Origin of the sequence: Clostridium sp. (assembly GCF_050717635.1) — a bacterium.
Lineage (GTDB): Bacteria > Bacillota > Clostridia > Clostridiales > Clostridiaceae > Clostridium_AD.
Genome location: NZ_JBOITO010000030.1, coordinates 198378 through 222966, shown reverse-complemented (window position 1 = coordinate 222966; position 24589 = coordinate 198378). Strand labels below are relative to the sequence as shown.

Genomic DNA, 24589 nt, shown 5'->3' with positions numbered 1-24589 from the left:
TGTGGTTTACAAAATATCTTTAATATACTATTATTAATAGTATATTAAAGATATATACATTTAACACTAGTAGGAAGGGGCATGCATGGATATTAAAACATATTTTTCAGAGAAATTATCAGAACTTCTTTTTTTAGAAATAAAAAAGAATAGCAAAATTAATGATTATGTAATCTTGGAGGACATATACTTCCCAGTGAGAACTAATGAGGTAATTCAAAAAGTAAAACAAAAGGAAGATTTTGATAATATACCAGTTAATTTATTTATTGAAGGGATGTTCTATGTTTTAGGAGCAGATGAACAGTTTAGATACAACCCACAGTATAAAAAAATTATAAATGCTACTTCAAATTCAATAGGATTTATAAAGGGTGTTATCTTTAAAGAAATTCAAAATGAAAATTATGAAGAAGCGTATATTATATTAAAAGGACTATTAGTTATAGAACATAGCAAGGAAAATTATGATAAGATATTCCTATTAGTGGATAAATTAAGATCCACTATTATTATGTTCAAGGATGAACAGCTATTACTTGTAGAAGAGGCTAAAAAAATAAATCATTATAGTACCCCTTATTTATATGAATCACTAGTCCTTAATGATGAAAGTAAATTTGAAGAAGCGTTAATAGCTTTAAACGATTATTTCACAAATGGTGGGGAGAAGTCAGCAGAAGTTATGGAACTTAAAAACACTTTGGAAAACATAACAAATTATCAAAAGGCTAAGGAGTTGGTTCCTAATAATCCTACAGCAGCACTTCGGATTTTAATCCCTTTGATGGAACAATTAGGAGACAAACCAGAAATATATTATCATAGTGCTGTAGCATACAGGTTACTCCAAAATTATGAAAAGGCTATATACTATTTAAATGAAGCATCAGCAATTGATGTGGATTTAATTGAGGTAGTAAATGAGTTTGGCATTAACTATGCTCATCTTGAAAACTACGAGATGGCTATTATGTATTTTAGAAAAGCGTTCCAGGTTACAAAGTCCATAGAGATATGTACTAACCTTGTTATGTGTTATATTAACCTTAAAAATTTTGATGAAGCAAGGATGCATTTAGACATTGCTAAAAAAATAGATCCAAAGGATGAGATTGTAATTAAGTTAGAAAATATATTGACGGAGGGTAATTAATGGAACTTATGGAGTACTTTACTATTATAAAAAAAAGGATGCTATTAGTGATTTTAATCACAGTAGGATTAACGGTGTTTAGTGGAATTTTAAGTTATTTTGTTATTACACCTACATATAAAAGTGATATATCGGTAATAATTGGTAAAATAGAAAGTAAATCTGAACCATCACAAGATAATTACAATGATGTAATTATGTACCAAAAATTAGTTAAAACTTACAGTGAGTTTACTAAATCAAGAAGGGTTTCAGAACATGTTATTGAAGCGCTTAAGTTAAAAATAGAACCAGGTCAGCTTCAACAGATGGTAACAGTAGCACCTAAAGGAGATACTGAATTTTTAACTATAACAGTTAAATCTAAGGACCCTAAAGAAGCTATGGACATTGCAAATCAGTTAGCTAAGTCATTAAAAGTTATAAGTACTGATGTAAAAAAAGTAGATAATGTACAGCTCTTAGATGATGCAATACTGCCTACTTCACCTGATAATCCCAATCCAAAATTAAATATGGCTATTGCATTTTTTATTGGACTTATGATTTCAATGGGCATTGCATTTTTACTAGAATATTTAGATAATACAGTAAAAAATCAAGAAGAAATAGAAAAGTTAACTGGAGTACCAGTTATAGGAATTATTCCGTTAAATTCAGATAAACAATAGGAGGGTGAGAATATGTTAAGAAATTTAGTAACATCAAAAAATCCAAAATCTAGATCGGCAGAAGCTTTTAGGACACTAAGAACTAATATTCAATTCTCTTCCTTAGATAAAGAGATTAGATCTATCGTAGTTACTTCCTCAGGTCCTGGTGAAGGTAAATCTACAGTTATGGCAAACTTAGCTCTAACTATGGCTGAAAGTGGTAAAAAAGTTATTCTTTTAGATTGCGATTTAAGAAAACCTACAATACATAAGAAAATAGGAATTACGAATACTACAGGACTTACAAATATATTGGTTCAAAATGTAAAAAAACAAGAATGTATATTTAAAACAACTATAGATAATCTTTATGTGTTAACCAGTGGTCCTATACCACCCAATCCAGCGGAGTTACTAGGAACTAAAAAAATGAGAGATTTTATCGAAGAACTAAAAGGTGAATTTGATTTAGTTTTAATTGATGCACCTCCAGTTCTTGCCGTAACTGATGCACAAATTTTATCTACAATAGCAGATGGGGTAATTTTTGTAGCTTCTTATGGTGAAGCCCAAAAAAATGCTGTTATAGATGCAAAATTATCGATTGACAAGGTTGGTGGAAAGGTACTGGGAATAGTATTTAACAAGGTACCTGAAGCAGCAAGTGGTTATTATGCAAAATATTATAAGGGCTATTATGGAAATGAAAAATAAAAGTTTAGAAGGTGTAAGTTTATGATAGATTTTCACAGTCATATAATTTATGGAGTTGACGATGGTGCAAAAACCTTGGACATGTCTCTTCAAATGTTGAAAAATGCAGAGAGTGAAGGTGTAGAATATATATGTGCAACACCTCATTTTATAACGGAAGAATTTGAAATTAGTTGTGAAAAATATATTAAAAAACTAGAAGAACTTGTTTTAGAAACTAGAGAAGAAAATTTAAGTATAAAAATTTTATCTGGGCTGGAAATTTACATGCATCCCAGTTTACCGAAGCTGTATAAGGAAAAAAAAATTTGGGGAATTAATGATACAGAGTATTTATTAATTGAACTTCCTATGGGACAATTTCCTATGTATACTGAAGATATATTTTATGAATTAATGTTACTTGGAGCTAAACCTATTTTAGCTCATCCAGAGAGAAATTATAAGATTATGCAAAATCATGATTTGGCTACTAATTTGATAAAACAAGGTGTACTTATGCAAACAAATGTTGGAAGTTTATTAGGAGATTATGGTAAAGAAGTGAAAAAGACTGCGCAAGACTTTGTAAAAGGGAATATGATACATATTTTGGGCAGTGATGGACATAATATTACAAGCAGAAAGACAAGACTAAAGGATGGTTACGAACTAATAAAGAAAAGTAATGAAGAGTTATATAACTGGATTTTACAAAATGAAACTAATATTATTAACAATGTTTCAATTATGGACTTTTTAGAGCTAAACCTTAAAAAACGAAAATTTTCGCTTTTTAATATGTTCAAATAAGTTGAAATGAGATTTAATCTAGAATTATGCTATTTGAGGGGAGAATAACTATGAGAGTAAAAAAAGCTATAATACCAGCAGCAGGACTTGGTACAAGATTTTTACCAGCTACAAAGTCTCAACCTAAAGAGATGTTACCAATTGTTGATAAACCAACAATACAGTATATTATTGAAGAAGCAGTTGCATCTGGAATTGAGGAAATATTAATTATTACAGGAAGAAATAAAAGGGCAATAGAAGACCATTTTGATAAGTCCATTGAACTTGAATTACAATTAGAGCAAACTGGTAAGGACGAAGTCTTAAAAATGGTTAGAGATATATCTAATATGGCAAATATTTATTACATAAGGCAGAAAGAACCTAAAGGGCTAGGCCATGCTATAAACTGTGCTAAAACTTTTGTTGGTAATGAACCTTTTGCTGTAATGTTAGGTGATGATGTAGTAGATAGTGAAGTGCCTTGCCTAAAACAACTTATGGATTGTTACGAAGAACATCAAACTTCAATTTTAGGAGTTCAAAAAGTTCCATTAGACCAAGTTTCTAAATACGGTATAGTAGATGGAACACATATAGCAGATAGAGTTTATAAAGTTAATAATGTTATAGAAAAGCCTAAGCAGAGCGAATCACCATCCAATGTTGCTATTTTGGGTAGATATATAATAACACCTAGAATATTTGATATTTTAGAAAATACTAAGCCTGGTAAGGGTGGAGAAATACAACTTACGGATGCTTTAAAGACCCTTATATCAGAGGAAGATATGTACGCTTATAATTTTGAGGGTAGAAGATATGATGTAGGAGATAAAGAAGGTTTTTTAGAAGCAACTGTGGAATATGCACTTAAAAGGGATGATCTAAAAGAAGCTTTTATGAAATACCTTTTAACTATTAAGGATAATGATATGTTTAAAGAGATTTATAATAAGTGCGATAAAGATAAAGGTTAGAATTGCTATGATAGATAAAAAGGCTTAACAATTATTAATTGTTGAGCCTTTTTTAATTATACAAATATTAAGATTTAGGATATAATAATATGGTTACATATGGTAGCTATACGTTGTAAAAATAAGAATGCCATATATTGACTATTATTTGAAATGGGGTGCGCAAGTGGTTTTTTATCGAAATATATTATTTTTATTAACATGTATTTATATTATGTTATTACCTTTGATTCCACAAAGAATAGCGTTTAAAGGAGTACCGTATACTGATTTGATTTTAGTATTAATAATTTTTGTTTACTTAATTAATTTAGTAGTGTCAAAGAAAGTTAGAGAAAATTTTATTAATGGAATTATAGATTTCTTCACAGAAAAACTTAGTATATTTCTGGTGATATTATTTGCTATGATGCTTGTATCTACTATTTATGCATTAGATAAAAAATTAGCATTAACAGAAAGTGCTAGATTTCTAACTTACATATTTATGTATTTTATTATAAAATATGAGCTGAATAATAAGAAAAAAATAAATATCTTGCTTAAATGTTATGTAGTTACTTCTTTTGTTTTATGCTCTATAGGCATTGTGCAGTATTTCACTGGGTTTGCATTGGAGGGACAATTTTTAACAGCATATGAATCTGGTAAAAGTGTAAGGATAGCTGCTACACTTTATAACCCCAATGCTTACGGTGCTTATTTAATATTAATAATTTTTCCTGTAATTATGTTAGGAGTTTATGAAAAAAATAAGTATAAGAAAATAATTTATATATTACTCTCATTATTAATACTTACAAATATACTTATGACATATTCAAGAAATGCAGAACTAGGTTTTGTACTTGGATTATTAGTACTTACGGTAATTTATAGCTATAAGTTGATTTTTGCTCTTGGCGGCTTTGGTGTTATAATTTGCTTTATTCCTTCTGTTTTTCAAAGAATTAAAAGCATTACAGATATGTCGGGAAATGTAATAAGAATTAAGCTTTGGAAAACAGCTTTAATGATGATAAAGGAACATCCGATTTTAGGTGTTGGTAACGGAAATTTCGTTACCAGGTATAATGAATATATATTTAAGTATAAGGAACTTAGATATTATTCATATCGGAATTTTCCAGCTCATAATTCATATTTAAAAGTACAAAGTGAGCTGGGTATAATCGGAATAGCTTCTTTTTTAGGTGTAGTAATAGCGGCACTTCTTAGAATTAGAAAATTGTATATAAAAACGAAAGATACGTTCCATAAACCATTTTATATGGGTGTAATGGCAAGTTTGATTGCTTTTCTATTTATGAATTTATCAGATAATTTATTTTTTGTGCCTAAAGCAACAACATATTTTTGGTTTCTACTAGCTACTGCAGAAGCACTATTAAACCCTCGTACAAGGTGATATATGAGAGAAACATTATTTGATGAATATCATAATTATAATACGATATTTAATAAGTTTAAAAACACAAAACAAGAGGGTATATCTAAGATATACCCTCTTGTGAATTTTATTAATCAATTGATAATACCTTTAAAGGTACTGGTTTTAATTCTTCGATATTAGCTGCTGCTGTTTGTGAGACTGTTCCACCAAGTAAAACTTCTGTGCTGCTCATACCTACATTTTCTTTTATAACATCTTTTAAAGTTGGGATAATTGTACTGTTTTTATCAACCAAGACTATGGGATTGTTGCCTAAAGCAGCAAGGGCTGAACCTGCAAGTGCATCTACTAGATTAGTGTTTGTACCTTTTGCAATGTAAACCTTACTATAATCTTGTGGAAACTGTTTAAGTATTGCTGCGTTTGTTTCATAACGGTTATCTCCTGATATTCTAGTAGCATTTGCTGTGCTAACAATTGATTCGCTTAGAACTCCAGTTCCGCCAACTGCATAAACTGTTGTGTTTGCAATGTAGTTCTTTTGAATTTTTGATAATTCACTTCTGTTATTAACAAGTAGTATTGGCATTCCCTTTTGAGCTGCTATTGAGGAAATTGAAAGAGCATCTGCATAAGATAAACCATTTGTAATAACTACTTCTACGGGTTTTATTCCGAATGCTTCCTTTGCTATTTCTAAAGAAGTTTCAAATCTATTTACTCCTGATATGCGTTTAACAGTTGGAACCTTACTTTTCAGTTCATTTTCTACAGCTTGTGAAACAACTCCAGTACCTCCGACAATATAAACATTTTCAACTCCTAATCTCACAAGTTCTTCCGAAATTCCTGCGGTTAGTTTGCTTTTTTCTGTTAATAGTATAGGTGCTTTTTCCTTTTGGTATGCTAAAGGCGCGGCAGCAAGAGCATCTGCATATGCCATTCCTGAAGCGATAACTACATTTTTGGCTGTACCTGCTGCCCAACCATCCTTTACAATTTCTAGAGCGGTAGCATACCTGTTATCTCCTCCTAATACTGTCACTGCTGAGGCTGTACTTCTATATACTACAGTTGTAAGTAGCATAGCAAATGTTAAGCTTAGTGCAAATAAACCTTTTGTTTTTTTATTCATAATTCTAATTGCCCCTTTCCATTTTTTACAAAGCGCCATGGCAGTTACTTTGTATATTTAACTTAAAGTAAGATTGAAACTTTAATGATTTTTTTCCAATAAACAATCCTATTGATAAGTATTCTACTTAATATATATAAATCCTTTAAATTAATACAAATAATATATGTAGTATTTGTGTTGACTTAACCATTGGTGCTAGGGTTATTGTGATAGGTAATAAAATATGATATTATTATTGCATAAACAGGGATAAAAAGCATCTACAAAGTGTAGATTACGTGGAGGGGTTTTATGACAACCAGAATATTTCAGTACCAGATTTTTAATGGCGATATAGAAGAATTACTTAAAAGTATAGATGATTTTGAAAAAGTACATATTGTTTCAGGAAATCCAGAAGTGCTCCTTAATGGACTGCAAAATAATGTATTATTAGATAATTTCACTAGTAAAAATTCAATAATCATTCCAGACGGAATTAGCACAGTAATATGTTCAAGAATTGTAGACGAACCAGTGAAAGAAAAAATTGCTGGGATAGAACTTATGGATCGGATTGTGAAAAAATGCGAAAAAGAAAACCAAGGGATATATTTGTTAGGAGCTACAAAAGAAACTGTTGATATGTGTAATATTAATTTGAGAACCAAATATAGAAAATTAGATATTTTAGGTAGTCATGATGGATATTTTGAAATGGACAATTGTGAGGATATATTAAAGGAAATAGAAGAAGTTAATCCGAAAGTGCTGTTTGTTGCAATGGGATGTCCTAGACAAGAAATGTTTATAGCTAAATATATGAATAGACTTCCTTGTAGCGTATTTATGGGAGTTGGAGGAAGTTTTGATATTATAGCTGGTAATCTCAAACGTGCACCTAAGTGGATGATAAATATAGGGATGGAATGGCTATATAGAGTTGCAAAGGAACCATATAGGATTAAAAGACTGTCATCTATACCTAAATTTATCACAATGGTTATAAAAGATAAGCATAAAGCTAAATAAGAGATTTTCAGAAGGAGGAGATGCATATTAAAGTTTTGCATATCATATCTGGTAATGATAATGGTGGTGGTGGAAATCACGTATTAAACATATGCAGCAAATCTAATAAAAACTTTGAGAATATAATTGGTTGTTTGGGAGAAGGACCGCTTTACTCAAAAGTTAAAGCTATGGATGTTAGCTTTGAACTATTTAGTAGAAAATTAAATAACATGGACTTAGTTCGTTTTATAAGAAATAACTCAATAAGTATAGTGAGTTTCCATGGAGCAAAACCCTTCCTAATGCATTTAATTTTGAAAAGAAAAATAAGTATACCAACGGTAGCTGTAGTTCACAGTGATTTTAGGTATGATTTTCTTAACAATAAGATGAAATATATTTTTTTTACACCTTTGAGTATTCTAGGTTTAAAGAGTTTTGATAATTATATTTGTGTATCAAATAACTTAAAGCATTTATTGGAAGAAAAAAAAATTACTGGAGGTAAATCAGTTGTAAATAATGGATTAGAGATAACAGGCTTTAGCATAGTGATTAACCCAGAGAATATACGAGATAGTTTGAATTTAAACCAGCAGGATTTTGTATATGTTATGGTAGCAAGGTTCCATCCTATAAAAAATCATAAGGAAGTCATACTAGCCTTTAAAAAATTATCACATGAGTTCCATGATGTAAAATTGCTTTTAGTTGGTGATGGTGATTTGCGAAATGAGTTGGAAAAGTTAGTAGTAGAATTAAAACTAGAAAAAAAAGTTATTATGGTTGGAAATGTGACCAATCCAATAGATTATATAAACTCCGCAAATGTAAGTGTTTTGGCATCTTTAAGTGAAGGTGGAGCGCCACCTTTAACGGTTTTAGAATCGGGAATTGTAAAAAAATCCTTGATATATACTGAAGTGGGAGATTTAGAGTGTATATTGGATGAAAATAGTGGATATAAAATAAAACACAAAAATAGTGAAAATATTTATGAAACTATGAAAAAAGTGTATATAGATAGAAATAATTTAAAAGTAAAAGGTGAAAATTTATATAACATTGTTATGAAAAAATTTACTATAGATAAATTTCAAAAAAAATATTTTAAAATATATAATGATATACTAAAAAAATAACTACATTATTTATTAATAATTACACATACTAAAATTAAAGGAGTGTGATTATATGGATTTTTATGATGTAGTCAAAACAAGAAAAAGTATTAAAAAATTTAAAAATACCCCCATAAATACAGATAAATTAGATAGAATGATCAACGCAGCTATGATGTCGCCTTCATGGAAGAATAATACTTCTTACAAATTTATTCTAGTAAATGATAAAACAAAACTAGAACAAATATCTAGAGCAATAATGAATAAGGATAATTCAGCAGCTCAGTCAATAATAGAAGCACCAATAACTGCAATTATAGTGGCAAACCCAGAATCTTCTGGAGAAGTAGAAGACAAAGAGTACTATCTAGTGGATAGTGCTATAGCTATGGAGCATTTTATATTATCGGCAACCAATGAGGGCTATGGAACATGTTGGATTGCGGCGCTTGATGAAGATATTATTAAAAACACATTGTCCATACCACAAAATTACAAAGTTGTTGCATTAACCCCTGTAGGAGAGATAGCTGAGAGCAAGGAACATAATGAAAAAAAAGATGTAAGAGAATTTGTGTTTTTGAATGCTTGGAATGATGCTTATACTAAGGATAAATAAGAAAATTTGTTATAGATAAAACAAAACACCTATATTAATTTATAGGTGTTTTGTTTTATAAGGTTAAATATATATTTAATTAAATTTATAGATGAAAATTTTATATAAAAATGGTACAATTTTAGTAGTTATTAAAGCTAGATTTTTATTTGTATTTAAACAAGGGGGATTTGTATGGAAAAAATAAAAGGAATTCTATATATTGTTTTATCTACTGTTGCTTTTGGAATCATGCCAATACTTGCAAAATTATCCTATAGAGGAGGCGCAAATACTTATACTACATTATTTCTAAGATTCTTTTTTGCAGCAATTATGGTTTTTCTTTATTTAAGATCTAAGGGTATATCGTTTAAATTAACTAAAAAACAATTATTTTTAGTCCTTACAATAGGAGTGTTAGGATATACACTTACGTCTACTACCCTATTTATGTCCTATAATTATATAAGTATTGGTATGGCAACCATGATTTTATATACATATCCTGTTATTGTTACTCTACTTTCTTATGTGGTTTATAAAGAAAAGATGTACCCTAGAAAAATACTTTCTTTGGTTATGTCTTCAATAGGTATTTTTATTTTAATTGATAAGGGAAGCCAAAGTTTTAATCTAAAAGGACTAATACTCGCAGGTATGGCAGCAATACTATTTTCATTATATGTGCTAGGCTCATCTCTAAAGGAAATTAAGGTTATTAATAGCTATGTTTTAACTTTTTACATCTCATGTGCATCTGCTACTGTGATGTTTGCTGCTGCAATAACTACTAACAATTTAAATATGCATATTCATTTTTATGCGCTTGTGGCAATTTTATTATTAGCATTTATTTCAACAGTGGTGGCGTTAACAGCATTTTTAGAAGGGGTTAGAATAATAGGTCCATCCAAAGCTTCGATTTTTAGTACTCTTGAACCAATTGTTGCTCTTCTACTAGGAATACTAATTTTAGGGGAGCCTGTTTCAGCTAGAATTATAATTGGTAGTATAACCATAGTAGCTTCAATAGTTATATTAACCAAAGCTTAGTTAGATTAAAGTTTCAGCAGTTCACCTTAGTAATTCATTAACGAATTAATAATATTAATACTATTATGAACTGATTTTAAAGAGGATTATTGCAAGGTTATAAAGAATAATAATATTAATAAGAAAATACGTAGCGTAGGGAGGAGAACTTATGACAATTATACAAATTAAGGGGAAAATGACATGATTTCATATTTAAGTGAGAATAAACTTGCAAAAATAAAATTTCGAAAGGAGATCACATTATGTTAGACCAAAAAACTGTTAGAGAATTTATTAAAGAACTTGGTTCAAATTCACCTGCGCCAGGAGGAGGAAGTGTAGCGGCCTTAGGATCATCTTTAGCTAGTGCATTATGTTCAATGGTGTTTAATTTAACTGTAGATAAAAAGGTATACAACGCATACAGTGAGGAAGATAAAATGATTGTGGACAAAAATTTAGAGCAATGTCTTAATCATAAGGAAGAATTTTTAGATTTAATGAATAGGGATGCAGAGGTTTTTTTAACTTTGATGTCAGCATTTAAACTTCCTAAACAAAGTGATGACGAAAAGAGAATAAGAAGTAAAAAGATCCAAGAAGGATATAAAGCAGCTTTAGAAATTCCTTTGAAAGTTGCAGAAAAGTCATATGAAATATATATACATGTAAAAGTAGCTGCCGAGCTCGGAAACAAGAACGCGCTATCTGATGCTGGAGTGGCAGCTTTAATGCTTCAAGCATCTATTGAAAGTGCTGTTTTAAATGTTAAAATAAATCTTTCTAGTATTAAAGATGAAAAATATAAAGGAGAGATTGCTTCAAAATGTGAAAAATTAGTGGAATGTGGAAGAAATAAGCGAGATGAAGTATTAGCAATTGTTAATGAGAGTATATAAAAGATTTTTATGAAATAAGATACATAGCGAATTAAAGTTCAACATATTAAGCATTTATGATATAATTTTAATATAGGCTACATATTAACTATGCATAGTTTATATGTAGCCTATATTATATATGCGTACAACAAAGCATGCACAAGCTATAGTTAAATAGGTGGGAGATAATTGATGTTAGATGAGTTTAAACAAAGAATATGTGAATTATATAATATTATTCTAAGTCCTATAGACAATATGTTTAAAATAGTAGCCTTAGGAAATTATAAAAATGAAATTGAAGCATCACATAAAAAGTGCTTTGGTGAAGTTTATTATGAGTTTATCAAAAACAATAAAGAAAAAGGTACAGTGTACACTCCAGAACCTATAGCCTCTTATATGATTGAGAACACAATAATGGCGCAGCAAATAATAGACAATCCATATATAAAAGTTGTGGATCCATCTTGTGGTACAGGCAATTTACTAATTCCTTGTTTCAAATTTCTTAGAAATGTATATGTAGAAAATTTAACTGCAATCAACGAAAAAAATAGCTTAAATATAAAGTTTAAATGCATTAATGAACATATAATAAAACATAATCTATATGGATTTGATATTGATGATATAGCCATAAAAATACTTGTTATAGATTTATTTGATTTAAGCCATGGTGATATATGTAGCAATATTTTTAATGAAGATTTTTTATTATATGAGAAGGAGAATAAATATGATATCTTTATAGGTAATCCACCTTATGTGGGTAAAAAATCTATAGATAAGGAATATGCATCACACTTAAAAATTAGGTATAGTGAAGTGTATAGAGATAAAAGTGATTTATCATATTGCTTTTTTAAAAAGGCACTAGAAGACCTTAGTAAGATGGGAAAGCTTACGTTTATAACTTCAAGATATTTTTTAGAGTCACCAAGTGGAGAAGATTTACGGAAAGTCCTAAAAGAAATATGTACCATTGACAGAATCATTGATTTTTATGGTATAAGACCATTTAAAAACGTTGGAATAGACCCTGTAATTATGTTTATAACAAATGAGCAAAAAGAGCAAAATGAAATTGAGATTATAAAACCAATAAACATAAGGGGTAAAAATAACAGCAAGTTTTACAACAGTTTGTTTTTAAAGATGGGAAATGAGTTTAATAAATTTTATATTAATAAAAATGAACTAAACAACAAGGGTTGGATTTTAAGGGACGAAAAACAGAGGAATATAATAAATAAAATAGAACAAAGGAGTTTTACCCATCTAAGTAATATATGTAATAGTTATCAAGGGGTAATAACTGGCTGTGATAAAGCTTTTGTTCTGACAGATGATATTTCTAAAAGAGAATATGTAGAAAAAAACATAATAAAACCTTGGATTAAGAGTAGTTACATAGGGGAAAATGTAGTCCAAAGAAAAGATAGTTACATAATATATTCTGATTTAATACATAACTCAAAAGAGTATCCAAGTGCCATAGCATATATTGCAAAACATAAAGAAAAGCTATTAAAAAGAAGAGAATGCGTCAAAGGTATTAGAAAATGGTATGAACTTCAATGGGGTAGAAAACAAAACATATTCGAAGGTGAAAAGATAGTTTTTCCATTCAAAGCTAGCAGTAATAGATTCGCCCTTGATAGGGGTAGTTACTTTAGTGCAGATGTGTATGCACTAGTATTAAAAGAAAATGTACCGTTTACTTATGATTTCTTATTATATTTATTAAATAGTAAAATATATGAATTTTACTTTAAGACTTTTGCAAAAAAACTAGGTGAAGATGCTTATGAATATTATCCAAACAATTTAATGAAATTATGTATGCCAACGATGATAGATATTGATTACGAAGATGATAATTATCTTTATGATTATTTTAAGTTTGATGAAGAAGAGAAAAATATTATACTTGGAGAAGTATAATATTTTTTATACGAAAGTTGGCACACATTTTGCTACATATGAAATAAAGATAGTGATTACACTATCATTACTATTTAGGAGGAATTATTATGAATAATAAGGAAAAACTAAACAAGGTATTATGTGATGTGTTTGATTTAAAAAATGCGGAGGATATAAGTGATGATTTAGGACCAGATGATATAGATTCTTGGGATTCTTTAGGGCATGTTGATCTTGTAACAAGTTTAGAAGAAATTTTTGATATATCATTGGAGGTAGTTGATATTTCTAGAATGTATACTGTAGGAGGTATTAAGAAGATAGTTGAAAAATATGGCGTTAAAATATGACCTTTACTGATTATGTTTTCGAGTTTTCATCAAAGCACAACAAAACATCCGTAATATTTAATAATGAAATAAGTTTTAAAGAGATTTTTAAAAATGTAAATAAGAGAGCTACTTTTATAAAAACCAAGGGGCTCTCTAAAAAGGATGCTGTACTTTTGGTTTCAGCAAATTCTGCTTTTTTTATTGAGAATTATTTTGCAATAATTAAAAGTGGGGCTATTTGTGTTCCTATAAATCCGGATTTAAATAGTAATCAAATAAAGTATATTATTGATTCTCTTAGTATTAAGTTAATTTTTACTCAAAAAAAATTTGCTTTTAAAATAGAACAATTGGTTTGTGATGATGTTGATATTTATACAGAACATAGTGAGTATAATTTTACTTCTGAGGAGGAAAGTAATTATAATGTGGATATAAATATAGAAGAAGATGTTGCTGTAATACTGTTTACTTCTGGGTCCACAGGAAATCCTAAGGGAGTAATGCTTACTCATTTTAATCTCATGTGTAACACAAACTCTATAATAGAATATCTTAGTCTTACAAAGCATGATAGAGTGGAAATGGTACTTCCATTTTATTATTGCTACGGTACGTCTATTTTACATACTCACTTTAGGGTAGGTGGAAGTATAGTTATTAATAATAAATTTATGTTTCCACAAACAGTTATTGAAGATATAAATAAGTATAATTGTACAGGCTTTTCAGGTGTTCCCAGCAATTATCAAATACTGCTTAGGATGACCGATATAAAAAGCTCAAAGCTACCTTCACTAAGATACATAACCCAAGCTGGAGGAAAGCTGCCAGAGGTTTTTATAAAAGAGCTTATAGAAATTTTAAAAGGAGTAGATATTTTCATAATGTATGGTCAAACTGAAGCTACATCAAGATTATCTTATTTACCACCACATTTAATAAATAAAAAGATGAATTCCATAGGAAAAGGAATTAGTGGAACTGAACTAGTGGTTTTAAATGGTGAAGGAAAGATAGTAAAACCTGGGGAAATAGGTGAGATTGCTGCGCGGGGTGGTAATATAATGAAAGGTTATTTTAATGATATTAGCGAAACTGCGAAAGTTATAAAAAATGGATACTTATATACAGGAGATCTAGCAAAAGTAGATGATGAGGGGTATATATATATAGTTTCAAGAGAAAAAAATATTATAAAAAGTGGTGGCAATAGAATAAGTCCTAAGGAAATAGAGAATATAATATCGCAAATTCCTCAGGTTGTGGAATGTGCAGTTATTGGAGTTTACGATGATATTTTAGGAGAAGCAGTAAAGGCTTTTGTAGTATTAATAGAAAACAAATTTAATATAGATTATAAATATATATCAAATTTTTGTAAAAAGCAGTTGCCATCGTATAAAGTTCCAAGATATATAGAATTCATAAAGGAACTTCCTAAAAATTCCTCAGGGAAGGTATTATTAAAAAAGCTTAAAGATATTAAGTGAAAGTGAGGAGAGTGAACTAGATGGAGGAATTAGAATTAATAGATGAGCTAGTGTTAGGGGAACAGTTTAATATGAAGCAGCAAAAGAAAGAAAAGCTACTTCTAAACATTATATTGACTCAATTAGAACGCAATATGGAAAATCCAAACATAAAAGCTATGTATGATAAATTAGGTATAGATATTAATAGTATCAAAACATTAGAGCAAGTTCCATATATACCAGTAAATATGTTTAAATATTTTGATCTTAGAATATGTGAGATGGATCAGGTGGTAAGAGTGTTAAATTCTAGTGCCACTACTGCGGGAATTCCCAGCAAAATATATTTAGATAAAAGGACTTCAATAAGACAAACACAGGGGTTAATAAGTACACTTCAAAGTTATTTAGGAGGCACTAGAAGACCTATGCTTATCATAGACTGTGCAGACAGCAATAAAAAGGGAGATATTATAACTGCACGTGGTGCGGCAATAAGAGGGGTAAGCACCTTTGGTAATAAGATTATTTATGTTATGGATAGTGAAAATGGAGAGCTTAAATTAAATATAGATAGACTTCGTGACTTTGAAACAATGTATAAAGACGAAGAAATTTTAGTTTATGGATTTACATATATAGTATGGTCCAAATTTTTAAAAGAGTTAAAACAAGAAGGGGTAAAGTTAGATATGCCCAAATTAAAGTTGTTACATAGTGGTGGGTGGAAAAAACTTATTTCTGAAAAGGTAGAAAAAAAAGTATTTATAGAGACTGCAGCGGAAATATTTAACACAAATCCATCTAATATTATAGACTTTTATGGAATGGTGGAACAGGTAGGGGTAGTTTTTGTTGATTGTGAGTGTGGACATAAACATGTAGCAAATTTTGCAGATGTAATTATAAGGAATATACAGACGTTAGAAGAGGTGAAGGTTGGTGAATCAGGGCTTATAGAGGTTATGAGTATTTTAGGCTCTAGTTATCCATCACAAGCTATTTTAACTGAGGATATTGGTCAATATTTAGGTGTAGATGATTGTCCTTGTGGTAGAAGTGGTAAATATTTTAGATTTGAATCTAGAGTGGACAAGGCTGAAATTAGAGGATGTGGAGATACCTTTGCGGAAAGGGAGGTAGGAAGATGATAAATTGTTATGGACTAAATGGACAATTCTTTGATAATGGAATAGAATTGGAAGACTTTCATAAAATAGAAACATGCTTAAAAAGTGGTATTACTGAGCTTTATGAATTTCCTATAGAAGTTATATTACTTATTATAAATGAATATAGCAAGAAAATTTCAAAAAATAGACAAGTGTTAGTGATGGAAGGTGTTCCATTTTTATGCTTTTATTTGAAAAAAGTAAATATGGAAAAACAGCTAAAGTTTAACTTAGGAAATATTGAATACCTAAATAATTTTGTACAGGTAGAGGATGGGAAATATATCAAAGCACAGCCCAAGGGCATAGTTTGTCATTGGATGGCTAGTAATGTAGCTACACTGGGAATTTATTCTGTGCTTCAGAGTATATTATGTAAGAATGGAAATATTATTCGTGTGTCTAAGGGAAGCATTAGTGAAGTATATGAATTATTAAAGCTTTTAGATGATATTGTTATTAAATATGATGGAAATACTTATTCTTCTAAGGTTATATTGAAAAATATTGCCCTTATTTATTTTAATAGTAAAGACGTGTATTACAATTCTGAAATGTCTTTAAAAGCTGATGCAAGAATAGTTTGGGGTGGAAAAACAGCTGTAGATGCTATTTCTGTTTTACCTAAAAAAGCTACTTGTAAGGATTTAATCTTTGGACCTAAGTATTCTTTTGCAGTTTTTGATAGGTCAGCTATTGAAAGTGATAATATGGAAGAATACTTAGAAAATTTGATTACAGATATAATCTCGTTTGATCAAAAGGCATGTTCTTCTCCACAAGTATTATTTTTAGAGAAAAGCAAGTTACCCGTAGAAAAGATAGCACAGATATTAAGCCGCAAATTTGAAAAAATAATTAAAAGATATACTGATATAGAATTAGAAGAGGCTGTAGCTGCAAAAATAATTAATAAAAGAGGCGAATATTTACTAAATTTAGATAAGATGATTTATATGAGTAAGGGACTCCAATATACAATACTAATTGATAGTGAATTAAAGCTGGAAGAGCCTATTACAGGACGAACTATATATTTGAAAGAGATAGAGGACATATTTGAAGTATTCCCTTTGATAACTAAAAGCATACAAACTATTGGGATAGCATCAAAAAATATTAAAAAAACTTTGGAGTTTACAGATAGTGTAACAGCCTTAGGAGTAGATAGGGTTGTTAAAATTGGATATATGAATTTGTATGATTCTCCTTGGGATGGAAGACTAATAATGAGTGAATTAGTTAGATGGTGTTCACTTAATATAAATGGAATGATTTAATTGTATTATTAGAATGCTATATTTTTTATAATGGAGGAATAAAATGCCAGATATTAAAAGTTTTTATATAGGTCAAAGTGAAGAGCATGTAAAGAAATTTACAGAAGGTGACGTGGAGCTTTATGCACAAATTACAGGAGACTATAATTATATGCATATGGATGAGGAAAAAGCTAAAAAATCTTTTTTTAAAGGTAGAATAGTTCATGGGCAATTAGTTGGGGGATTAATATCAGCTTTGCTTGGAACAAAGTTACCTGGAGGAGGTAATATATACTTAGAACAGAGCTTTGAGTTTTTAAAACCAGTAAGAATTGGTGAAACCATTAGAGCAAAGGTTATTATAACTGAAATAATTGATAAAAAGAAAATTTTAGTACTTGATACATTTTGTATAAATGAACAAAAGGAAGTAGTTTTAAAGGGAATAGCTAAGGTTTTAGTATTAAAATAAAAAACATATGAATAATTAGATAAATAACTGTTGTAAAAGAGAAACACGTTGCATAAATGCAAAAAATATAAATGTATTGTAAAAAATATATATATTGTGCCAACGTTAACATCTTTTAGTAAATTATATTTATAACATTTGTTGCTTTTATGCAACAAATGTTATTTTTTTAAAAAATAACTTATTAGCTTTTACTTTTTATTGTTATTTATTAAATCTTCTACAAACTTATCACAATAAGTACTTATAATGTATCAAAAAACATGAAAATGGGTATAATATAAAAAAATGAATAAATATTACAAAAAAAAGAAGGGAAATTATGTAATATGTAGAATATAGAAAATAGGAATAATATTTATTGAGAATTATTTTAATTTCAAATTATGTGGGGGGAAGAAAATGCATTTAAATTTTGAAAATAACCAAGATAAATTGATAGTTTATATGTCAGGAGAACTAGATCATCATAGTGCTGAAGAAGTGAGAAATATCATTGACGATCGTTTAGACAGGGATAGATTCAACAAGCTAATTATGGATTTTAATGGTGTGTCCTTCATGGACAGTTCAGGTATTGGAGTAGTTATTGGAAGATACAGAAAGTTACATATGAGAAACGGAGAAGTATGTGTAACTAATATTAAATCTTCAGTTAAAAGAGTGTTTGAGTTGTCAGGAATGTTTAAGATTATAATGTCATATGATGACGTTGAACAAGCTGTAAAGAATATTTAGTGGGGGGATTAAAATGTGTCACAATAAAATAAAAATTGAATTTTTAAGTAAATCGCAAAATGAAGGATTTGCAAGAGTCGCAGTAGCAGCATTTGCTACCCAATTAGATCCTACAATTGAAGAGATTAACGATGTTAAAACAGCGGTATCAGAAGCAGTTACAAATGCAATTATTCATGGATATGATAGCGAAGAGGAAATGATAACTATCGAAGCCACTATTGATGAAAATGAATTAACAGTGATAGTAAGCGACTTAGGAAAAGGAATAGATAATTTAGAGGAAGCTCTTCAACCACTCTACACATCACGCCCAGATTTAGAAAGATCAGGTATGGGGTTTACTGTGATGGATACTTTTATGGATAGCTTAGAAGTGAAGTCTGAAAAAGGTAGGGGAACAAGTATAATTATGAAAAAACTATTTACTCCTTTAAGTTAGGTGGAATATTATGGATCAAAAAATAGTGAGAAAAAATAATTATAATTATGATGACAATGTGCATCTTATTGAAATGGCTAAAATAGGAGAACCTGGTGCACTAGATAGGTTAGTAGAAATGAATTTACCCTTAGCTGCTTCAATTAGTAAAAAGTTTCTAAATAGAGGTTATGAGTATGATGATATTTTTCAAATTGGGTGTATTGGGCTTGTAAAAGCAATTAAAAATTTTGATACTAAATATAATGTAAAATTTTCTACATACGCCGTGCCTATGATAATAGGAGAAATTAAAAGATTTCTTAGGGATGATGGAATTATAAAAGTAAGTAGAAGTGTTAAAAATACTGCGCGAAAATTACATTATGATAAAGATACTCTAACAAAAGAATTGGGTAGAGACCCAACTATTGAAGAACTATCGGTATTCTCAGGAGTATCAAAAGAAGATATAGTATATGCACTAGAATCTGCTAGTAATATGCAGTATTTATTTGATACTATACACCAAGAGGATGGTGCACCGGTTTTACTAATAGATAAATTAAGTGAAAAATACGAAGAGGATAATGAGGTTTTAGACAAAATAGCTCTTAAAGAAGCACTTAGAAAACTTGATGCAAAATCAAGGCAAATAATTATGCTTAGATATTTTAAAGATAATACACAAATTCAAGTGGCAAAAATGATGGGGATTAGCCAAGTACAGGTATCAAGAATAGAAAAGAAAGTTTTGAAAATAATGAAAGAAAAATTGAGTGGATAAGATGAAAATTAGATAAACAACTTCAATAGGCAAATTTGAAGTTGTTTATTTATAAATTCATCTTATTTTTTTTGACTAAAAATAATATTAATGTAAACAATAACAAAGAGACTACTTTATTCAACTATAAGGAGGCCATTTTGTGGAAGTAGATGAAAAAATAATAAGAAAAAAATTTGACAGCCTTAATTCTAATAATAATCCTAAACCTAATTTAGTTATGCATTGTTTTAATGCTTTTTGGGTTGGAGGAACGATATGTGTAATTGGTCAATTTGTCAGCGATATTTTCGCCAGTATGGGGGTTCCTAAAGATGAACTAGGGACTTACGTTTCCATAGTTATGATATTTTTAGGAGCTATACTTACTGGCATAGGTATATATGACAAACTAGGCGATTTTGCAGGAGCAGGTTCTGTTGTTCCAATTACTGGCTTTGCAAACTCCATTGTTGCACCGGCTATGGAATTTAAAAAAGAGGGTTTTGTTTTTGGAGTAGCAGCTAAAATGTTTATTATTGCAGGCCCGGTTTTGGTTTATGGTATTGGTTCATCAGTAATTGTTGGAATTTTATATTATTTTTTTAGGTGGTGACTTTAAATGGGTAGAAGAATCGGTGATCAGACGGTAGAAATTGAGAGTAAACCTAGAATTATTAGTACTTATAATATAGTTGGTCCCAAGGAAGGGCAGGGACCACTTTCAAAGTATTTTGATAGAATTTTAGAAGACGATCTTAACGGTACAGAAAGTTTTGAAAAAGCTGAAACAAGTCTTATGTATACTGCGATATCAGAGAGTATAAAAAAAGCAAAATTAAAAGAAACTGATATAAATTATTTATTAGCAGGGGATTTATTAAACCAGTTATTCTCTTCAACTTTTGCAGCTAGAGATTTAAACATACCATTCTTAGGACTTTATGGAGCGTGTTCAACCATGGCAGAGTCATTAAGTGTGGGGGCAATGATAATGGAAGGTGGATTTGCTAATTACATTGTAGCAGCTACCTCATCGCATTTCTCCGCTGCTGAAAGACAATATAGATTGCCACTTGAAATGGGAAGCCAGAGAGCTCCAACAGCGCAATGGACAGTTACAGGTTCAGGAGCAATGGTTTTGGGCAAAAGAGGTAACTTCCCATGTGTTACTCATGTTACAATTGGAAAGGTTAAAGACTACGGAATAACAGATGTAAACAATATGGGAGTTTCTATGGCACCAGCAGCTGTAGATACCATTAAACAACACTTTATGGACATGGGTAGAAAACCTTCGGATTATGATATTATTGCCACAGGGGATTTGGGCATGGTAGGAAGACAATTTACAGAAGAATTGCTTTTAGAATATAATTACGATATGAAAGGTCGTTATATTGACTGTGGTGAGCAAATTTTTGATGCACAAAAACAAGGAACTAATGCTGGCGGTAGTGGTTGTGGATGTTCTGCGGTGGTGGCAACAGGTTACTTATACAAAAACATGCTAAAGGGCAAGTTTAAAAGGATATTGTTAGTTTCTACAGGAGCCCTTCTCAGTACAACTTCTGCTTTACAGGGAGAAACAATACCAGGCGTAGCTCATGCTGTTTCAATAGAGTTTGGAGGCGAGTGAATGAACAATTATATTATGTCCTTTATAGTTGGGGGTATAATTTGTGTAATAGGTCAAATACTTATGGACACTACTAAATTAACTCCAGCGCGTATATTAGTTTTATTTGTAACTGCTGGAGTAGTATTAGGTGCATTAAATGTATATGATGTAGTGATAGAATATGGCAAGGCTGGAGCAAGTATACCGCTTCCAGGGTTTGGATTTAGTTTGGCTAAAAGTGTAATGAAGGAAGTGGATGAAGCTGGCCTTGTAGGAGCGTTTACCGGCGGGATAAAGGGCACTGCTGGTGGCATTACTGCTGCAATTTTTTTTGGTTATGTTATGGCTTTAATATTCACTTCTAAATCTAAAGGGTAAAAAAAACTGCTATCAAATACAATTTGTATTTAATAGCAGTTTTTATTTATATTAAGGCGTAGTAGTATCTGTCTTTTATCTTTACCTTAATTGTCAATAGGAGGATCAACCACTGGAGGGTCATCCACTGGAGGATCAATCACTGGAGGGTCAACCACAGGAGGGTCAACCACTGGTGGTTCAATTACTGGAGGTTCAACCACAGGAGGAATTTCCTTTGAAAAAGTATCAACGGCGGTTGGTAATACATAATCAGCATCTTCTAACTTTACCTTAGGTTTATAGTCTCTCCTTATAAAAACTCTTGTTTCAACCTTATCTGGTGGCGAAAATTCTGATGCTAGGACGTATTTGCCACTAGTAGGATCTTTTATAACTTGAGCCTGAACATGAATGGAATCAATTGTTTTTGGTTGAGTTCCATTAATAAATAGTTCGGAGTAAATTCTGTTTCCTCTTGGGTCTTTATTAGTTAAATCTGAAGGTATATTTCCTGAATCCTTTGATACCATATAGGATGATATACCAGAAGGTCTTTCTATATTTTTAACTGGAAGTGAGGTATGTGCACTTTTCATAATTTTTGACCATACCGCAGCTGCGCCGTTACTACCAATGCCTGTAATTGAATCAAATCCATTATCCGTTCCAATCCAAACTGCTGCAGAGTAATATGGAGTTAAGCCAACAAACCATAAGTTTTTTGAATCGGAAGATGTACCAGTTTTACCTCTAACAGGCATATCACTAAATCCAGCATTTGTTCCAGTACCACCAGAAGTTACAGGACCTTTTAATAAATCGTACATTATATAAGCACTTTGTGGGGATAAAACAGGTTTTGGATCATATGTTGTTTGGAGTAATACTTTGCCAGTTCTATCAATTACCTCGGTGTATAACCTTGGAGCAGAACGCATTCCGTTGTTACCAAAGACACCATAGGCTGATGCCATAGTGAGCGGATTTGTTCCGTGTAATTCTCCAAGGGCTATGGCAGAAATGCTGCCTGTATCAGCTTTATTTAGCTCAAGTCCGAATTTTTCACCATAAGCTATACTAGTTTTCATACCAATATTGTGCACTATTTTTGCTGCTGCTATATTAATAGAATATTTCAAACAATCTCTTAGAGTAGTATATCCTCTATATTTATTTGGAGAATTTTTAAGGTCCCATGGACCGTTGTTACCACCAAGCTCTTTCGCAAGCGCATCTGAGAAAGGTGAATCTTCAATAACGGTAGAAGCTGTAGCGAGCTTTGTATCAATCGCTGGCCCATATACAGTTAGAGGCTTAATCGTTGACCCAGGAGCCTTTAAGAAACTATTAGATGCTGCTCTATTGTGGGTCATAGGGCCTTGGCCGCTACGTCCTCCTATAATTGTTTTAACTTCACCTGTATGATAATCTATGATAACAGTAGAGGCTTGTAGTTCTGGATTTTTTGTTTTTGTTTTATTCGATTTTATTGCTTCATCAATTAGCTTCTGTGATGCATTTTGCATCGTAGTATTCATAGTTGAATGAATTTGTAATCCATCATACATAAGTCTTGATTGTGCTTCTGCTTTGCTAATACTATATTTTTTCATTAAATCTTCAGTAACTTGAGTAATTACAGGTCTAGAAAAATACTCATAGTTCATTTTATTTGCATCTGTTGTTGGAAAACTAAACTTTAATTCTTCTGCAATAGCTAAGTCTAACTGTTTCTTATCAATTTTTCCGTACTTGAACATGTTCGCTAGAACAGCGTTTGTTCTAGCTGAAACAAACACTTTTTTAGCCTTATAGGCTTTATTAGTCAAAGCATATGAATTGGTAGGATTTTGTGCAGCACTAGCTATAAAAGCATATTGTTTTAAGGACAAATCGTTAATGGATTTACCAAAATATTGCTGTGAAGCAGCTTCTATACCGTGTGCTCTTCCTCCTAGGAAAATAGTATTTAAATAAGTCTCTAAAATTTGCTCTTTACTCAAAACTTTCTCAAGCTGAAGGGATAGTGTCATTTCTTGGATTTTTCGCTTTATACTAGTTCGGTTATTCATAGAATCTTCTAAAAACATTCTGTATTTTACCAATTGTTGAGTAATGGTTGATGCCCCTTGGAGACTAGCATCACTACCCGTTACTTTTATTTTTATATCATTAAATATAGCACCACCTAGTCTTTTTACGTCAATACCAGGGTGGGATTCAAATCTAAAATCTTCGATACTTATAAAGGCATATTTAAGATTGTCTGGTACATTCTTAATAGATATATTAACTCTTCTTTCTGATGTGATGTATTCATCAACTTTTTTATCAGCGTCATCAAGTATTATTGAAGGCTCATCTAATTTTAAAAATTCATTAATATCTAAGCTAGGAGCTGTTTTTACCATAGCCAGGACTACTCCACCCACAGCTACACTAATTATTAGCGTTATAAAAAACACAGTAAAAACAATGGTTCTAAAAATTTTCCACCCACTTACCTTTTTTTTCTTCTTAGTAGTTTTATTAGTCTTATTAGTTTTATTACTACTATTATTATTATTATCCATTAAGTATCCTCCTTATATGTTCCTGA

General features: G+C 30.5%; 25 protein-coding genes. 23 read left to right on the top strand and 2 right to left on the bottom strand.

Annotated elements, in window-relative coordinates:
- Window positions 1-85: 85 nt before the first annotated feature.
- From ACREWB_RS14370 to ACREWB_RS14345, 6 genes are all read left to right on the top strand, one after another.
- Complete coding sequence (locus ACREWB_RS14370) at window positions 86-1156, top strand: tetratricopeptide repeat protein (RefSeq protein ID WP_431548133.1); 1071 nt, start codon at window positions 86-88, stop codon at window positions 1154-1156.
- On the top strand, window positions 1156-1827 hold the full coding sequence (locus tag ACREWB_RS14365) for a YveK family protein (RefSeq protein WP_431548132.1): 672 nt from the start codon (window positions 1156-1158) through the stop codon (window positions 1825-1827). The genes ACREWB_RS14370 and ACREWB_RS14365 overlap by 1 nt, the downstream gene beginning before the upstream one ends.
- Window positions 1828-1839: 12 nt before the next feature.
- Entirely contained in the window at window positions 1840-2523 is a 684-nt protein-coding gene (locus ACREWB_RS14360; protein ID WP_431548131.1) for a CpsD/CapB family tyrosine-protein kinase, read from the top strand.
- Between the two features lie 21 nt (window positions 2524-2544).
- Window positions 2545-3315, top strand: a complete 771-nt coding sequence (locus ACREWB_RS14355; RefSeq protein WP_431548130.1) for a tyrosine-protein phosphatase — start codon at window positions 2545-2547, stop codon at window positions 3313-3315.
- A gap of 50 nt (window positions 3316-3365) precedes the next feature.
- Window positions 3366-4277 (top strand): UTP--glucose-1-phosphate uridylyltransferase GalU, encoded by a 912-nt coding sequence (galU, locus tag ACREWB_RS14350; RefSeq protein ID WP_431548128.1) that lies wholly within the window; start codon window positions 3366-3368, stop codon window positions 4275-4277.
- Window positions 4278-4548: 271 nt separating this feature from the next.
- Entirely contained in the window at window positions 4549-5685 is a 1137-nt protein-coding gene (locus tag ACREWB_RS14345) for an O-antigen ligase family protein (protein WP_431548127.1), read from the top strand.
- A 112-nt stretch (window positions 5686-5797) separates the two neighbouring features.
- On the opposite strand, the gene ACREWB_RS14340 is transcribed toward ACREWB_RS14345, so the two are convergent.
- The gene (locus ACREWB_RS14340) at window positions 5798-6805 is read right to left on the bottom strand and encodes a cell wall-binding repeat-containing protein (RefSeq protein WP_431548126.1); all 1008 of its coding nucleotides are present in this window, start codon (window positions 6803-6805) and stop codon (window positions 5798-5800) included.
- Between the two features lie 294 nt (window positions 6806-7099).
- Between ACREWB_RS14340 and ACREWB_RS14335 the strand changes: the two genes are divergently transcribed.
- From ACREWB_RS14335 to spoVAE, 17 genes are all read left to right on the top strand, one after another.
- Entirely contained in the window at window positions 7100-7819 is a 720-nt protein-coding gene (locus ACREWB_RS14335) for a WecB/TagA/CpsF family glycosyltransferase (protein WP_431548125.1), read from the top strand.
- Between the two features lie 20 nt (window positions 7820-7839).
- Window positions 7840-8943 (top strand): glycosyltransferase, encoded by a 1104-nt coding sequence (locus ACREWB_RS14330; RefSeq protein WP_431548124.1) that lies wholly within the window; start codon window positions 7840-7842, stop codon window positions 8941-8943.
- Between the two features lie 52 nt (window positions 8944-8995).
- The gene (locus tag ACREWB_RS14325; protein ID WP_431548123.1) at window positions 8996-9544 is read left to right on the top strand and encodes a nitroreductase family protein; all 549 of its coding nucleotides are present in this window, start codon (window positions 8996-8998) and stop codon (window positions 9542-9544) included.
- Between the two features lie 174 nt (window positions 9545-9718).
- Window positions 9719-10579, top strand: a complete 861-nt coding sequence (locus tag ACREWB_RS14320; protein WP_431548122.1) for a DMT family transporter — start codon at window positions 9719-9721, stop codon at window positions 10577-10579.
- Between the two features lie 245 nt (window positions 10580-10824).
- Window positions 10825-11460, top strand: coding sequence for a cyclodeaminase/cyclohydrolase family protein (locus ACREWB_RS14315; RefSeq protein WP_431548121.1), 636 nt, complete (start codon window positions 10825-10827; stop codon window positions 11458-11460).
- A 174-nt stretch (window positions 11461-11634) separates the two neighbouring features.
- On the top strand, window positions 11635-13389 hold the full coding sequence (locus ACREWB_RS14310; RefSeq protein ID WP_431548368.1) for an Eco57I restriction-modification methylase domain-containing protein: 1755 nt from the start codon (window positions 11635-11637) through the stop codon (window positions 13387-13389).
- An 89-nt stretch (window positions 13390-13478) separates the two neighbouring features.
- On the top strand, window positions 13479-13721 hold the full coding sequence (locus ACREWB_RS14305; RefSeq protein ID WP_431548120.1) for an acyl carrier protein: 243 nt from the start codon (window positions 13479-13481) through the stop codon (window positions 13719-13721).
- Window positions 13718-15196, top strand: a complete 1479-nt coding sequence (locus tag ACREWB_RS14300) for an AMP-binding protein (protein ID WP_431548119.1) — start codon at window positions 13718-13720, stop codon at window positions 15194-15196. The genes ACREWB_RS14305 and ACREWB_RS14300 overlap by 4 nt, the downstream gene beginning before the upstream one ends.
- A gap of 20 nt (window positions 15197-15216) precedes the next feature.
- Window positions 15217-16329 carry a LuxE/PaaK family acyltransferase gene (locus tag ACREWB_RS14295; RefSeq protein ID WP_431548118.1) on the top strand — a complete coding sequence of 371 codons (1113 nt, stop codon included), beginning with the start codon at window positions 15217-15219 and terminating at the stop codon, window positions 16327-16329.
- Entirely contained in the window at window positions 16326-17630 is a 1305-nt protein-coding gene (locus tag ACREWB_RS14290; protein ID WP_431548117.1) for an acyl-CoA reductase, read from the top strand. The genes ACREWB_RS14295 and ACREWB_RS14290 overlap by 4 nt, the downstream gene beginning before the upstream one ends.
- 43 nt (window positions 17631-17673) lie before the next feature.
- A complete protein-coding gene (locus tag ACREWB_RS14285) occupies window positions 17674-18084 on the top strand; it encodes a MaoC family dehydratase (RefSeq protein ID WP_431548116.1) in 411 nt (136 codons plus the stop codon).
- 402 nt (window positions 18085-18486) lie between these two features.
- Complete coding sequence (gene spoIIAA, locus ACREWB_RS14280) at window positions 18487-18822, top strand: anti-sigma F factor antagonist (protein WP_431548115.1); 336 nt, start codon at window positions 18487-18489, stop codon at window positions 18820-18822.
- A gap of 13 nt (window positions 18823-18835) precedes the next feature.
- The gene (gene spoIIAB, locus ACREWB_RS14275; RefSeq protein ID WP_431548114.1) at window positions 18836-19264 is read left to right on the top strand and encodes an anti-sigma F factor; all 429 of its coding nucleotides are present in this window, start codon (window positions 18836-18838) and stop codon (window positions 19262-19264) included.
- 10 nt (window positions 19265-19274) lie between these two features.
- Complete coding sequence (sigF, locus tag ACREWB_RS14270) at window positions 19275-20030, top strand: RNA polymerase sporulation sigma factor SigF (RefSeq protein ID WP_431548113.1); 756 nt, start codon at window positions 19275-19277, stop codon at window positions 20028-20030.
- Window positions 20031-20172: 142 nt separating this feature from the next.
- Complete coding sequence (gene spoVAC / locus ACREWB_RS14265; RefSeq protein WP_431548112.1) at window positions 20173-20625, top strand: stage V sporulation protein AC; 453 nt, start codon at window positions 20173-20175, stop codon at window positions 20623-20625.
- Window positions 20626-20631: 6 nt separating this feature from the next.
- On the top strand, window positions 20632-21648 hold the full coding sequence (spoVAD, locus tag ACREWB_RS14260; RefSeq protein ID WP_431548111.1) for a stage V sporulation protein AD: 1017 nt from the start codon (window positions 20632-20634) through the stop codon (window positions 21646-21648).
- Window positions 21649-22008, top strand: coding sequence for a stage V sporulation protein AE (spoVAE, locus tag ACREWB_RS14255; protein WP_431548110.1), 360 nt, complete (start codon window positions 21649-21651; stop codon window positions 22006-22008).
- 86 nt (window positions 22009-22094) lie between these two features.
- Here spoVAE and ACREWB_RS14250 read toward each other — a convergent pair whose 3' ends face one another.
- Entirely contained in the window at window positions 22095-24563 is a 2469-nt protein-coding gene (locus ACREWB_RS14250; RefSeq protein ID WP_431548109.1) for a transglycosylase domain-containing protein, read from the bottom strand.
- Window positions 24564-24589 lie beyond the last annotated feature (26 nt).